Below are 14,207 nucleotides of genomic sequence, written 5' to 3'. Positions count from 1 at the left end.
GATGCGTATGCCTGCCATCGTCAAGATCCTGCTCGGCAACAAGAAGGCGACCTTCGGCCTTATCATCGTTCTCACCTTCGTGCTGATGGCTCTGTTCGCCCCGCTGCTCGCCACCCATGAGCCCACCAAGCGAGTCGCCCGCCCCCACCAGCCCCCCAGCACCGAGCATGTGATGGGTAGCACCCGCATGGGGCACGATATCTGGGCCCAGTTCACCAACGGTGCCCGCATCTCGCTCATGGTGGGTTTCAGCGCCGGCCTGCTGGTGTGTGCTCTCGCCGTCGCCATCGGCATCACCGCCGGCTACTTCGGCGGTCTGGTGGACGAGTGCCTCACCTTCCTGATGAACGTGGTGCTGGTGATCCCCAACCTCCCCCTGCTACTGGTGCTCGCCAGCTTTATCGGGGAGGCCTCCCCCTGGGTCATCGCCCTCATCATAGGGCTCACCTCCTGGGCCTATGGGGCGCGCGTCATCCGCGCCCAGACCCTGGCCCTGCGCGAGAAGGAGTTCGTCATCGCCGCCGAGGTGCTGGGCGAGCCGGCCTGGCGCATCATACTGGTAGAGATCCTGCCCAATCTCATCTCCATCATAGGGGTGAGCTTCATCGGCTCCATCATCTACGCCATCGTCACCGAGGCGACTCTGGAGTTCCTGGGCCTGGGTGACCCCACTGTGGTGAGCTGGGGCATCATGCTCTACAACGCCCAGACCTCGAGCGCCATCCTGGTCGGCGCCTGGTGGGAGATCCTGGCCCCCTGCTTCGCCATTGCAACGCTCGGTGCCGGCCTTGCCCTGCTCAACTTCGCCATCGACGAGATAGCCAACCCGCAGCTGCGCTCTCACAAGGGGCTGGCCCGCTGGAAGAAGCTGGCTGCCCCCACCCCAGTCCTGACCGAGGAGAAGACCGCATGAGCCCCCAACCCCTGCTGTCGGTGCGAAACCTCTGCGTCGACTACATCACAGAGAGCGGCGACGTGCGCGCCGTCAACTCGGTCAGCTTTGATATCCAGCGCGGCGAAATCTTCGGCCTCGCCGGCGAGTCGGGCTGCGGCAAGTCCACCGTCGCCTTCTCGGTAGCCCGGCTGCACAAGCCGCCCGCCTACATCAGTGGTGGCCAGATCCTGTTCAAGGGGGAAGACATACTGCACTACGGCGAGCGCCGCCTGCGCGATTACCGCTGGCAACAGGTGTCGGTGGTGTTCCAGTCCGCCATGAACGCGCTCAACCCGGTGCTGCGTATGGAGGAACAGTTCTGCGACGTGCTGCTGGCCCACAACCCGGGAATGACCCGCTATGAGGCCATCAAGCGTGCCCAGGAGCTGCTCGAGATCGTCGACATCCACCCGAGCCGGCTGCTCGACTATCCGCACCAGTTCTCCGGCGGCATGCGCCAGCGCCTGGTGATCGCCATCGCGCTCGCCCTCAACCCCGAGCTGCTTGTCATGGACGAGCCGACCACGGCCCTGGACGTGGTGGTGCAGCGGGAGATCCTGCAGAAGGTCTATGCGCTCAAAGAGAAGTTCAACTTCTCTATCCTCTTCATCACTCACGATCTCTCGCTCATGGTCGAGTTTTGCGATCGCATCGGCATCATGTACGCCGGCGAGCTGGTGGAGGTGGCCCCGGCCAAGGCGATCCTGACTGCACCGCTGCACCCCTACACCCGGGGGCTGGGTAACTCCTTCCCTCCCCTGCATGGCCCGAAAACTGTGCTGGAGGGGATCCCGGGGACCCCGCTCAACCTGCTGGAGGTGCCGGTCGGCTGCCGTTTCCAGGCGCGCTGCAACCGGGTACACGACCGCTGCAAGCAGGAGTACACGGCCCTGCACGAGGTGCGGCCGGGACAGCTCGCCGCCTGCCACCTCCCCCCCCAGGCAGAGGATCAGATCATTCACTTCAGTCGGGCCGCTGGCGCTTGAGGATGTAAGCCATGACGATTGCACACAGACAGGAAGCCATCATCGAGGTGCAGCACCTCTACAAGGACTTCCCCATCAACTCCAACGCTCTGAAGAGCGACAAGATGCGGGCGCTTTCCGACATCAGCTTCACCCTCTCCAAGGGGCGGGCCCTGGCGGTGGTGGGCGAATCGGGCTCGGGCAAGAGCACGGTGGCCAAGATCATTGCCAAGATGTACAAGGCGAGCAGCGGCCGCATCCTCTACCGGGGACGCGATCTGGAAGAGTTCAACAAGGGCACCGCCCTGCTCGACTACCGCCAGAGTGTGCAGATGGTGTGGCAGGACCCGTTCGGTTCGCTCAATCCCACCCATACCATCTACCACCACATCGCCCGCCCCCTGCTGCTGCACAGCAAAGTCGTCGACAAGAAAGAGTTGCCTGACATGGTCCATGGTCTGCTGGAAAAAGTGGGGCTGACCCCGGCCAAGGCGACCGCCGCCAAGTATCCCCACCAGCTCTCCGGCGGTCAGCGCCAGCGGGTCAACATCGCCCGCAACCTGGCGGTGGAGGCCGAGGTGGTGCTGGCCGACGAGCCCACCTCCATGCTCGACGTCTCCATCCGCATCGGCATCCTCAACCTGATGGAGCAGATGAAGAACGAGCTCGGCATCTCCATGCTCTACATCACTCACGACATCGCCACCGCCCGCTATGTAGCCGAGGACCTGGCGGTGATGTACGTGGGTCACATGGTGGAGTGGGGCGAGGTGGACGAAATTTTGCACCACCCCCAACACCCCTATACCCAGCTGCTTATCTCGGCGGTGCCCGACCCCGAGAAGAGTATCCACTCGGCCCTGGAGGGGGGGCGCAAGGGAGAGATCCCGCTGTGGACGCCCGAATCGTGCGGCTGCCCCTTCGCCGGACGCTGCAACTCGGCCCAGCCGCGCTGCAGGACGGCCCTGCCGCCGGTGACCCGACTCGCCGACAACCACTTCGTGCGCTGCTATCTGTTCGAGTGAGGGCCCCATGGAGCTGCTGATCAACCAGCTTGGCTATGAGTGCGGTGCCCTCAAACGGGCACTGCTGCAAAAGGCGAGCGATGCCCCTCTCGAGGGCACCCTGAGGGTGCGCCGTCTCGATGACGACGCCGTGGTCCTCGAGGTGCCTCTGGAGCCGGCAGGCACCGTCCCGGGGTGGCAGGGACGCTTCTTCTGGCAAGGAGACTTCTCGGCCCTCGGCGCGCCGGGGGAGTATCGCCTCGAGGCGGTCACCCGCCACGGCATACTCCGCTCGACCCGCTTTCGGGTCGGTGAGCAGTTGCTGCGCCGCCGCTGCCTCTCGGATCTTATCCACTACTTCAAGGGGCAGCGCTGCAGCGGCCGCTTCGAGCGCGCCGATCGCTCGGCCCGCATTCTGGGCAGTGAAGAGCGCCGCGACGTGCACGGCGGCTGGTATGACGCCAGTGGCGATGTGAGCAAGTACTTGAGCCACCTCTCCTACGCCAACTACATGAATCCCCAGCAGACCCCCCTGGTGGTCTGGTCCCTGCTCAAGTGCCGTGCCCTGCTGGCGCGCCAAGGGGATATCGACAGTCAGCACCTGTGTAAGCGCCTCACGGACGAGGCGCTGCACGGGGCCGATTTTCTCTGCCGCATGCAACACGAGTCGGGCTTTTTCTACATGACCCTGTTCGACAAGTGGAGCAAAGACCCCGAGCAGCGGGAGCTGTGCGCCTACGCCACCCAACAGGGGCACAAGTCGACCAACTGGCAGGCGGGCTTTCGCCAGGGGGGCGGCATGGCCATCGCCGCCCTTGCCCGGGCCGCCCGCGAGAGTGAGCCGGGGGAGTTTGCCAATGCCCACTACGCCGCCGCAGCCGAGCTCGGCTATCGCCATCTGCGCGAGATGAACCTCCACTATCTCGATGACGGGCGGGAGAACATCATCGACGAGTACTGCGCCCTGCTGGCCGCCGTCGAGCTGACCCGCACCCTCGGCGGCGACTGGCTGGGAGAGGCCCGTCACTGGGCTACCCAGCTGGAGCGGCGCCTGCGGCCCCATCCGGACGGGGGCCACTACTGGAGCGCCAACGACGATGGCTCGCGCCCCTACTACCACGCGGTGGAAGCGGGATTGCCGGCACTGGCACTTATCGAATACCTCGGCATAGAGCCGGAACACGAGCGCCTGCAGGGGGCACTGCGCACCATTGAGCGCTCGCTCACGAGCGAGCTGGCCTGGTGTGCGGCGCCGGGCAACCCCTTTGCCCTGGCTCGCCAGTATGTGAAGGGGGTCGATGAGCAGGCCCACCTCGCCTTCTTCATGCCCCATCGCAACGAATCGGGCTACTGGTGGCAGGGGGAGAACGCGCGGCTCGCCTCGCTCGCGGCCCTCGCCTTCGCCGCCCGTCCCCTGCTGCCGCAACTGGCGGCACGTCTCGAGGCGCACGGCCAGCGTCAGCTCGACTGGATCCTCGGCGCCAACCCGTTCAATGCCTGCATGCTGGACGGCCACGGCATCAACAACCCGGCCTATACCGCCGGCTGGCCCAACGCCGCCGGGGGGATCTGCAACGGTATCACTTCAGGGTTTGACGACGAGGCGGATATCGCCTTCATCCCCGAGCCCTACCGGGAGCGGCTGGATCAGAACTGGCGCTGGGGTGAGCAGTGGATCCCGCACGCCGCCTGGTTTGCTCTGGCGATCACCCTGCAGGGGGTGCCTCATGAGTAAGATCTTCATCGGGGTCGACGGCGGTGGCACTCACACCCGGGCTCGCCTGCGCGATGTGACCGGACGACTGCTCGGTGAGGGGCGAGCCAGCGGCAGCAATCTGGAACTCGGTATCGAGTCCGCTAAGGGGGCTGTCATGGCCGCCATCGACGGCGCATTGGCCGAGGCGGGCCTGGGCTCGCATGACTACGGGCGCCTCCATGCCGGATTGGCGCTGGCCTCGGCCGAACTGCCCCACTGCTACCGCGCCTTCCTGGCCGAGCCACTCCCCTTTGCCGAGGTGCGCCTCACCTCCGATGCCTTCGGTGCCTGCCTCGGCGCCTTCGGAGGCCAAGAGGGAGCCATCCTTATCGCAGGGACCGGCTCAGTGGGACTCATCTATCAGAAAGGGGAAATCAGGACCTGCTCGGGTCGCGGCTTCCCCATCTCGGATCTCGGCAGCGGTGCCTGGCTCGGCCTGCGCGCGCTCCAGAGCGCCCTACTCAGCCACGACGGCATATTACCGCCCAGCCTGTTGGCGGTGCGCATCATGGATCACTTCGGTCGCGATCAGGTAGAGGCCGTGCATTGGGCAAGCCAGGCCATTCCTGCCGACTATGGCCGCTTTGCCCCCTGGGTCATCGAAGCCGCACGGGATGGAGACGAACTGGCTCAGGGGCTGGAGGAGGAGTTGCTGGCCACCCTGACGACCCTGCTGCGCGGCATGCAGCGGCTGGGAGCCCCCGCCATTGCCCTGCTCGGAGGCATAGGGCAGGCCATGGCCCCGCGTCTCGCCCGGAGCTGCCCGGACCTGCTGGTTCCCCCCCGGGCCGATGCCCTGGAGGGGGCTCTTCTCTTTATCAACAACAAGGAGCTGCCATGTCTGCACCCCTGATCGATCTGGATGTGATTCGCCGGGAGGGGCGCGATATCTGGCTACGCATGACCCTGACCGAGCGTCCTCCGCTGGACGCCACGCTCCACTTCTGCCTGGCCCGCTACCTGGCGCCAGACAGTGTGCAAGGGGGTACCTTGCAGCGCCAGGTGGGCAGCTACAAGGTGATCGCCCTCGCCCCGAACAGCCTCAGCGTCGAGTTTTGCTGCCCGGATGCCCCCCTCCAGCGCCTCTCCGATCTGCCGCAAGGGTGCTATCTCGGCTACTGCGGCGCCGACTCACACTCGGCCCTGTTGCCCCTGACCATAGGCCAGCGGGAGTTGAGGCTCCCTCCCACCACACGCACCACACCGGATCTGGATCCTGCCGAGGAGCAGGCCGGCCTGGTGCCCGCCCCCCGCCACTGGCGGCTGCTCGACGGGGAGTTTCGCCTGCCCAAACAGGCCCATGTGGCGGCCCCGGAGCCGGTCACCGCTCTGCTGCGCCCCTTCAACGAGCAGACCGGCCTCTCCCTGCGCCAGGATCATGACCCCCTGATCCGGCTCAGCCTCGAGCCCATGGCCGAGGAGGCTTATCGCCTGCGTATCACTCCGGCCGGTATCGACATTGTCGCCGCCTCGAGCCTGGGCTGGCGTCACGGCCTGATGAGCCTGGCCCAATGGGTGTTGCAACACGGAGAGTCACTGCCCTGCATCGAGGTGGAAGATGCGCCGCGCTTTGGTTTTCGCGGCCTCTTTCTCGACTGCGCCCGCCATTTCCACGGGGTAGAGACCATCAAGCGGCTGCTCGGCCAGATGGCGCTCTACAAGTTCAACCGCTTTCACTGGCATCTGACCGATGACGAGGGGTGGCGCCTGGAGATCCATGCTTTTCCGGCCCTGACCGAGGTGGGAGCCTGGCGCGGCCACGATCTGCCGATCCCCCCCCAGCTGAGCGGCGGTCCGGGCCCTTACGGGGGTTATTACACCCAGAGCGAGGTACGGGAAGTGGTGGCCCATGCGGCGACGCTCGGGATCACCGTGATCCCCGAGATCGACATCCCGGGCCACTGCCATGCGGCTATCAAGGCGCTGCCCGAGCTGCTGACCGAGCCCGCCGACGGCTCCCGCTACCGCTCGGTCCAGTTTTTTGAGGACAATGTGCTCAACCCGGCGCTCCCCGGCACTTACACCTTCCTCGAGGCCGTGCTCGACGAGGTGTGCGAGCTCTTCCCCGGCCCCTGGATCCACATGGGGGGAGACGAGGTGCCGGAAGGGGTGTGGCGCGACAGCCCGGCCTGCCATGCCCTGATGCGCGACCAAGGGTATCTGGATACCAGGGAGTTACAGGGACACCTGCTGCGCCACTGCCAACGCTACCTGGCCGGCAAGGGGAAACAGATGATGGGGTGGGAGGAGATCCTGCACGGGGATAAGGTGAGCCAGCAGGCCACCGTCTGCGCCTGGACCTCGTTTCAGGCTGGCCTGGAGGCGGCCTCGGCCGGCTATCCGGTCATCATGGCCCCGGCACAGTACCTCTACCTGGATCTGGCCTGGAGCGAAGAGATCGACGAACCGGGTCTCTATTGGGCCGGCACCCTGGATCTGCGCACCCTCTATGGCTGCGATCCCGCGCCTACCGATTTCCATGCCCATGACAACATACTCGGCATTTTGAGCCCCCTGTGGAGCGAGCACATCACCTCCCGGGAGCGGTTGGACTACATGCTCTACCCCCGCCTGCTTGCCGCGGCTGAGGTGGCCTGGAGCATGATGCCACAACGCTCCTGGCAGGCGCTGTGTGCCCGGCTGCCGGGCCAGTTGAAGATGCTCGACCGACTGGGGGTTGGCTATCGCCCGCTTCGGACCTGATGTTGTCCTTTCCTGTTGGCGGCCTCTGGCCGCCTTTTTTGTCATGGCCGTCACATAATCACAAAAATAATGACAACATTGCCGCTACACGCAATGCCACTTTGCGACAACTTTTGGCACAATCCCGCCCCATTTCCATCACAAAATGGTTCTCAATCGGTTCATGCTGCGCGCCGCCCCCCTGCTCGACCAAGAGGTCACCTTCGATGCCAGTCAGCAACTGGTCTCTACCACGGACCTTGCCGGTAACATCACCTATGCCAACGATGCCTTCTGCCAGATCGCCGGCTATGCCCCCCAGGAGCTGGTCGGTCAGCCCCATAATCTGGTGCGCCATCCCGATATGCCCAGGGCCGCCTTCGGGGATCTCTGGCAACAGCTCAAGCAGGGCAAGCCCTGGCGTGGCGTGGTCAAAAACCGCTGCAAGGATGGCCGCTACTACTGGGTCGATGCCTATGTGACCCCCCTGATGGAGGAAGGCCAGGTGGTCGGCTATCAATCGGTGCGCAGCAAACCGGAACCGGAGCTGGTGCAAAAGGCCGAGCAGAGCTATCGCCTGCTGCTCGCCATGGAGCGGGATGGGCGGCGTCCTCCCCTCTCACTGCAGCGGCTTCGCCCCTGGCTACTCCCGCTCCTGCTGCTGACCAGTCTGGCACTGGGTACCTTTCACGAAGGGATCGATGCCCTGCCCTATCTGCTTCTCCCTCTGCTGCTGGTCGCCATCTTCTGCCGACACGAGCTCTTCGCCCTGCCACGCTACCTGCGCCATCTGGCCCGGGAATATGACAGCCTGACCCGCCTCATCTACTCGGGAAAACGGCCGGGGGCCGTGGCCGACTTTCATATCAAGATGCTGCAGGCGCGGATCCGCACCGTGCTGGGACGCGTCGACGATGCCACCGCCAGCCTGCACCGACTGGCAGAGCGGCTCGATCACTCCAGCGAAGCGGCCAGCCAGGCGATGCGCCAACAGGAGGATCAGACCCGCCAACTGGCAGCGGCCATGAACCAGCTCGGCAGTGGTGCCACCGAGGTGACACGCCATATCCACCACTGCGCCACCCAGATTGAGGGGATTACCCGGCGCAGTGAGCAGGCAACCCAGACCCTGCGCCAGACACGCCAGGCAGTCGAGGCCCTGGCCGATCAAGCGCAGGAGGCACACCAGATGGCCCAGCGCCTGAGCGAGGAGTCACGCCGCATCGATGACATCATGGGGGCCATCGGCGCCGTTGCCGAGCAGACCAACCTGCTTGCCCTCAACGCCGCTATCGAGGCCGCCCGCGCCGGGGAGCACGGACGCGGCTTCTCGGTAGTGGCTGAGGAGGTGAGGGCACTCTCCAAGCGAAGCCAGGATGCCACCGTACAGATCCAGCAGCGCATGGAAGGTATTCAGCAGACACTGCTCCATTGGCAGGGTCTGATGCAGGCCAATCTGGCCCAGACCCGTCACTGCGCCGAACTCACCCGGGAGGGGGCCGATACCCTGGAGGAGGTGCAACATTCACTGGCGGAGGTCAACCGCAGCGCCGGTCATATCAGTGTCAATACGGCCGAACAACAGAGCGTGATCGAGCAGATGTGCGAGGCGCTGCAACAGGTCTCCCACCACAGCAGCCTCAACAGCGCCAAGCTCGGCGAGGTACGCGACACAGGGCAAGAGCTGCAGCGGCGGGCTGGGCAACTGGCCGGGCTCGGCCACACTTTTGGTTGAGCAACTGTCAAATCTATCATTTTCTCCAGTTTGTCTACACTGATCCTCGAGCCGTTTGACCCCATGGAGCGGGTACCGACGGCCTTAACAACAAACGGGATAATCAGGGAGACAAACATGAGCATTGGACACAGCTCACTGGTGGATCAAGAGGTGGATTTTGCCGACGACGAACAGTTGGTATCCACCACGGATCTGCGCGGCATCATCACCTACGCCAACGATCACTTCTGCCGGGTTGCCGGCTACACCCGGGAGGAGTTGATCGGTAAGCCCCACAACATGGTACGCCACCCGGATATGCCAAAGGCCGCATTCGGCGACCTGTGGCACCATCTCAAGGCAGGAGAGCCCTGGCGCGGGCTGGTCAAGAACCGTTGCAAGGATGGTCGCTACTACTGGGTGGATGCCTATGTCACCCCCATCTATGAAAACGGCACTATCTGCGGCTTCCAGTCGGTGCGCTGCCGAACCACCCCCGAGAGCAAGGCGATCGCAACCCGCCTCTATGGGGATCTCAAGCGCCAGGAGCGTCAGACAAAACGTGGGGCCGGCCTGCTGAAAACCCTCTCCCCCTGGCTGGCGAAGGGCCTCATGGCCGCCTCGGCAGGGGCCCTCTTCTGGCTGGCAGGCCCCCTCACCGCACTCTGGGTCTTGCTGCCCCTCGTGGCCGGCATTGTGCTGATGCGTGACTCCCTCATCACCACCCCACGCTTCTTGCAGAGCCTGAGCCGAGAATATGACAGCGTCAGCCGCCTTATCTTCTCGGGTAACTCCCCTCACAGCATCGCCGACTTCCATATCAAGTTGTGGCAGGCCCGCATCCGCACCGTCTTGGGCCGCGTGGATGATGCCACCTACTCCCTCAAAGGGCTGGCCGATGATCTGACCGGCTCGGCCCGACTCGCGAGCCAGGCCATCACGGATCAGGACCAGCAGATCCAGCAGGTAGCCACCGCTATCACGGAAATGGCGAGCACCGCCAACGAGATCACCCGCAATATCCAGGAGACCAGCTCCCAGATAGACGAGGCTCGCCGTCACTGCCAGCAGACGGATGGGCAGTTGGGTGAGGTGGGTCAAGAGATGGACAAGCTGGCCACTCAGGCCAAGGATGCCTTCGACTCGGCCGTCGCCCTGGCCAATGAGGCCGACCGCATCGGCCATGTGATGAGCGAGATCCAGGGCATCGCCGATCAGACCAATCTGCTCGCCCTCAACGCCGCCATCGAGGCAGCCCGTGCCGGAGAGCAGGGGCGTGGCTTTGCGGTGGTGGCCGACGAGGTACGCAGCCTCTCGACCCGGACCCACGGCGCCACCGAGCAGATCCAGGAGAGCATCGGCCATATCCAGAAGACCCTCAACGAGTGGCGCGATGTGATGCACCGCAATCTGGAGCAGACCGCCCACTGCCTGACAACCACCCGAGCCGGCTCCGACAATCTGCACCGGATGCTGGAGGAGATCGACAAAATCTCGGACTTCTCCACCCAGATCTCGGCCGCCGCCATGGAGCAACAGACCGTCGTCGAGGAGATCAGCCGCAACGTCAATCAAATCTCCTCTCTCTCCCACGACAACAGCCTGAAGATAGAGGAGGTCACCCAAAGCAGCACCTCCCTGCTGGGGCGCACCAACCAGCTCAAGGAGCTGACCCGCACCTTCGGCTAAGCGGCTCCGGGGGAGAGGCGATACTCTCCCCTTCTCTTGTCTCTCCCGGCCACGCAGATCACAATGGGCTTTTGGCCGGAGCCACCCCATGACACCCGCGCAGCGCATCGAAACCCTCATCACCCTGATCCCGGTGGGTCGGGTCGCCACCTATGGGCAGGTGGCCGATCTCGCCGGCCTTCCCGGGCGGGCCCGCTTGGTCGGCAGGGTGCTCAAAAGCAGTGAACGCGAGCTTCCCTGGCACAGAATAGTGGGGGCCAGTGGCCGCATCTCACTACCCATCGGCTCGGCCGCACACGAAGAGCAGGTGGGGCGACTGCAACAGGAGGGGGTTGTGGTGCTGGGAGGGCGCGTCCGGCTCAAGGAGTGGCAGTGGCAGCCGGATCTGGCCGAGCTGCTGTTTTTACTCCCCTTTTAACACCAGCGGCGGACCCGGCGGCAATAATCGCGGTAATCGTGACCGAAGCGTGCCCCTAGTGCACGCTCCTCTCTGGGGATCTGCACCTTGTCCATCCACAGCCAAAACGGCAGCACACCCCACCATCCCCCTTGTAGCCAGCAGCCCCAGGCCAGTAACCACAGCAGCAAAGAGAGGTACATGGGGTTGCGACTAAGGCGATAGACCCCGGTGGTGACCAGAGTACGACTCTGTTCCGGATGAATGGGGTCGAGCGTAGTGTGGTGCAACCTGAGGCCCAACAAGGCCCAGAGTGCGATCAACAGGCCCACCGAGAAGAGGCCGACAACCAGCAGCAGCCAGGGGATGCCGCGGTCGCGGCCCACGCCACCGGACAGGAACATCACACCCAGGCTGAACAAGAAGATCAGCGGAGGAGGAAGCCGAGCCAGACCGTGATGAACAGCCTCTATTGAAAACCTGATCTGCTTCATTTTCTCTTTTCTTTTAGGCAGTTACACTTAGCGCCTCACTGGGGTCCCAGCGTTGAGCTGGCCTCGGGCATGCACAGGGCCCGCACTTCGGCTAGCCTCTTGATGACTCCGGTGATGCATCCACCTCAACGACAATAACAGGAACAATAATGAACAAGAAGACGCTGCTGGCCAGCCTGATCCTCGGCATTCTTGCCGCCCCCACCATGGCCGCCCCCTACCTCCCCCTCGACAGCGACCATCGCAACGGCCAGGAGTTTGCCGCCGCCAACGCCTGGCTCGAGGTGGATGTCGCCGCCTTCGAGCACAACATCCAGACCCTGAAGGATCGCCTGGGCGACAAGGGCCCGCAGATCTGCGCCATCATGAAGGCCGATGCCTATGGTCACGGCATCGATCTGCTGGTCCCCTCCGTGATCAAGGCCGGCATCCCCTGCATCGGCATCGCCAGCAACGAAGAGGCTCGCGTCGCCCGTGAGAAGGGCTTCGAAGGCCGTCTGATGCGGGTGCGCGCCGCCACCCCGCAAGAAGTGGAAGCCGCCCTCCCCTACAAGATGGAGGAGCTGGTCGGCAGCCTGGAGAGCGCCCGTCTGATGTCAGAGATTGCCCTGCGTCACCACACCACCATTGCGTACCATCTGGGGCTCAACTCCGCCGGCATGAGCCGCAACGGCCTGGATCTGCGCCTCTCCGACGCCAAGCGCGACGCACTCGACCTGATGAAGCTCAAGGGGCTGCAGGTGGTCGGCATCATGACCCACTTCCCGGTCGAGGAGAAAGAGGACGTGAAGATGGGCTTCGCCCAGTTTCAGCTCGACACCCAGTGGCTCATCGAAGCCGCTCGTCTGGATCGCAGCAAGTTGACCCTGCACTGTGCCAACTCCTTTACCACCCTGGAGGTGCCCGAGGCCTATCTGGACATGGTCCGCCCGGGCGGCATCATCTATGGCGACACCATTCCCTCCTACACCGAATACAAGAAAGTGATGGCCTTCAAGACCCGGGTCGCCTCGGTCAATCACTACCCGAAGGGAAATAGCGTCGGCTATGACCGCACCTTCACCCTGGCACGCGACTCCTGGCTCGCCAACCTGCCGCTGGGCTACTCCGACGGCTACCGCCGGGCGCTGAGCAACAAGGCCTATGTGCTGGTGAATGGCCAGAAGGCCCCCGTGGTGGGCAAGACATCCATGAACACCATCATGGTGGACGTGACCGACATCAAGGGGGTCAAACCGGGTGACGAGGTGGTGCTGTTTGGCCGCCAGGGCAACGCCGAGGTGAAGCAGTCCGATCTCGAGGAGTACAACGGCGCCCTCCTGGCGGACATGTACACCATCTGGGGCTACACCAATCCACGTATCATCAAGCGCTGATGCAACAAGGGCTCCCGCGGGAGCCCTTCTCATTACTCGGCTGTGGCCGTCTTCTGCTTGCGCGTCACCCAGAGGCTCAGCCCCATGGAGAGCGCCAGAATGGCGGCCACCACTCCCAGCGCAATGCCGGTCGGGATCTTGAAGACATCGAGCAGCAACATCTTCACCCCGATAAACATCAGGATCAGTGCCAGGCCATATTTGAGCAGGGCGAAGCGTTCGGCCACGCCGGCCAGCAGGAAATACATGGCCCGCAGCCCCATGATGGCAAAGATATTCGAGGTAAGCACGATGAAGGGATCGGTCGTCACCGCGAAGATGGCCGGGATGCTGTCCACCGCGAAGATGAGATCGCTCACCTCCACCAGCACCAGGATAAGCAGCAGTGGCGTGGCGTAGCGCACCCCGTCACGCATCACGAAGAACTTCTCCCCCTCCAGGGTCTCGGTCACCTTGAAGCGGCGGCGCATCCAGCCGAGCAGGGCGTTGTTCTCGAGATCCGGCTCCTTGTCCGCCGCCCACAACATCTTGGCACCGGTCAGCAGCAGGAAGGCCCCGAACAGATAGAGGATCCAGTGGAACTGGCTGATAAGCCAGCTGCCGGCAAACACCATACCGGCACGCATGACGATAGCCCCCAGCACACCGTAGAGCAGCACACGGCGCTGCAGCTCGGCCGGGATGGCGAAATAGCCAAACAGCATCAACCAGACGAAGACGTTATCGACCGCCAGCGCCTTCTCGATGAGGTAGCCGGTGAAGAACTCCACCGCCTTCTGATGAGCGACGGCCTCTCCCCCGTTGCGTTGATACCACCACCAGATGGCAAGGTTGAACAGCATGGCCACGGCAAACCACACCAGCGACCAGATGCCGGCCTCTTTCAGGGAAACCTTGTGCGCCTTGCCACCCCCGACGAAGCGAATATCCACCCACAAGAGGATCAGGACGATGGCGAAAAAACCGCCCCACAACCACATTTGTTCCATTTTTCAGTCCTCCAAAACGACAAAACCCACGTCCGAAAGGCGTGGGTTTGCATTTGGAGCAGATAGACCTCGCCTTTCGGCAAGGTCTCACTTACGGACTCGTGTCCGCCCGGTTACCGGATGTGCTAAGCACATCGAATTGACGATAGACCGGCAAAGAAGTTACTCCCCTTGATGGCGCGGAGAATAACAGGCGCCCGAGAG

At 63.8% G+C, this 14,207-nt stretch carries 12 protein-coding genes; 10 read left to right on the top strand and 2 right to left on the bottom strand.

Annotated features, from left to right (window positions below):
* Position 1 precedes the first annotated feature (1 nt).
* From BN1133_RS13520 to BN1133_RS13480, 9 genes are all read left to right on the top strand, one after another.
* Positions 2 to 913, top strand: a complete 912-nt coding sequence (locus BN1133_RS13520; protein ID WP_050667040.1) for an ABC transporter permease — start codon at positions 2 to 4, stop codon at positions 911 to 913.
* Positions 910 to 1,920, top strand: a complete 1,011-nt coding sequence (locus tag BN1133_RS13515; RefSeq protein ID WP_050667039.1) for an ABC transporter ATP-binding protein — start codon at positions 910 to 912, stop codon at positions 1,918 to 1,920. Before BN1133_RS13520 ends, BN1133_RS13515 begins: the two co-directional genes overlap by 4 nt.
* A gap of 11 nt (positions 1,921 to 1,931) precedes the next feature.
* Positions 1,932 to 2,924, top strand: a complete 993-nt coding sequence (locus BN1133_RS13510) for an ABC transporter ATP-binding protein (RefSeq protein ID WP_050667038.1) — start codon at positions 1,932 to 1,934, stop codon at positions 2,922 to 2,924.
* A 7-nt stretch (positions 2,925 to 2,931) separates the two neighbouring features.
* Positions 2,932 to 4,638: a glycoside hydrolase family 9 protein gene (locus BN1133_RS13505; RefSeq protein WP_050667037.1), complete on the top strand. Its 1,707-nt coding sequence runs from the start codon at positions 2,932 to 2,934 to the stop codon at positions 4,636 to 4,638.
* Positions 4,631 to 5,512: a glucosamine kinase nucleotide-binding domain-containing protein gene (locus tag BN1133_RS13500; protein WP_050667036.1), complete on the top strand. Its 882-nt coding sequence runs from the start codon at positions 4,631 to 4,633 to the stop codon at positions 5,510 to 5,512. Before BN1133_RS13505 ends, BN1133_RS13500 begins: the two co-directional genes overlap by 8 nt.
* Positions 5,497 to 7,362 (top strand): beta-N-acetylhexosaminidase, encoded by a 1,866-nt coding sequence (locus BN1133_RS13495; RefSeq protein WP_050667035.1) that lies wholly within the window; start codon positions 5,497 to 5,499, stop codon positions 7,360 to 7,362. The genes BN1133_RS13500 and BN1133_RS13495 overlap by 16 nt, the downstream gene beginning before the upstream one ends.
* 163 nt (positions 7,363 to 7,525) lie before the next feature.
* Positions 7,526 to 9,076 carry a methyl-accepting chemotaxis protein gene (locus BN1133_RS13490; RefSeq protein ID WP_050667034.1) on the top strand — a complete coding sequence of 517 codons (1,551 nt, stop codon included), beginning with the start codon at positions 7,526 to 7,528 and terminating at the stop codon, positions 9,074 to 9,076.
* 117 nt (positions 9,077 to 9,193) lie between these two features.
* A complete protein-coding gene (locus tag BN1133_RS13485; RefSeq protein ID WP_050667033.1) occupies positions 9,194 to 10,747 on the top strand; it encodes a methyl-accepting chemotaxis protein in 1,554 nt (517 codons plus the stop codon).
* 88 nt (positions 10,748 to 10,835) lie between these two features.
* Complete coding sequence (locus tag BN1133_RS13480) at positions 10,836 to 11,165, top strand: MGMT family protein (protein WP_050667032.1); 330 nt, start codon at positions 10,836 to 10,838, stop codon at positions 11,163 to 11,165.
* Here the strand turns inward: BN1133_RS13480 and BN1133_RS13475 are convergent.
* On the bottom strand, positions 11,162 to 11,638 hold the full coding sequence (locus tag BN1133_RS13475) for a methyltransferase family protein (protein WP_050667031.1): 477 nt from the start codon (positions 11,636 to 11,638) through the stop codon (positions 11,162 to 11,164). The genes BN1133_RS13480 and BN1133_RS13475 overlap by 4 nt on opposite strands.
* A 149-nt stretch (positions 11,639 to 11,787) precedes the next feature.
* Here BN1133_RS13475 and alr point away from each other — a divergent pair, with 149 nt between their 5' ends.
* Positions 11,788 to 13,014 carry an alanine racemase gene (alr, locus tag BN1133_RS13470; RefSeq protein ID WP_050667030.1) on the top strand — a complete coding sequence of 409 codons (1,227 nt, stop codon included), beginning with the start codon at positions 11,788 to 11,790 and terminating at the stop codon, positions 13,012 to 13,014.
* A gap of 32 nt (positions 13,015 to 13,046) precedes the next feature.
* On the opposite strand, the gene BN1133_RS13465 is transcribed toward alr, so the two are convergent.
* The gene (locus tag BN1133_RS13465; protein WP_396021082.1) at positions 13,047 to 13,994 is read right to left on the bottom strand and encodes a TerC family protein; all 948 of its coding nucleotides are present in this window, start codon (positions 13,992 to 13,994) and stop codon (positions 13,047 to 13,049) included.
* Positions 13,995 to 14,207: the final 213 nt, after the last annotated feature.

Origin of the sequence: Aeromonas schubertii (assembly GCF_000820105.1) — a bacterium.
GTDB classification, from domain to species: Bacteria; Pseudomonadota; Gammaproteobacteria; order Enterobacterales; family Aeromonadaceae; genus Aeromonas; species Aeromonas schubertii.
Note: the sequence above shows the minus strand (reverse complement) of the source record. Positions and strands in the feature narration are given on the sequence as shown.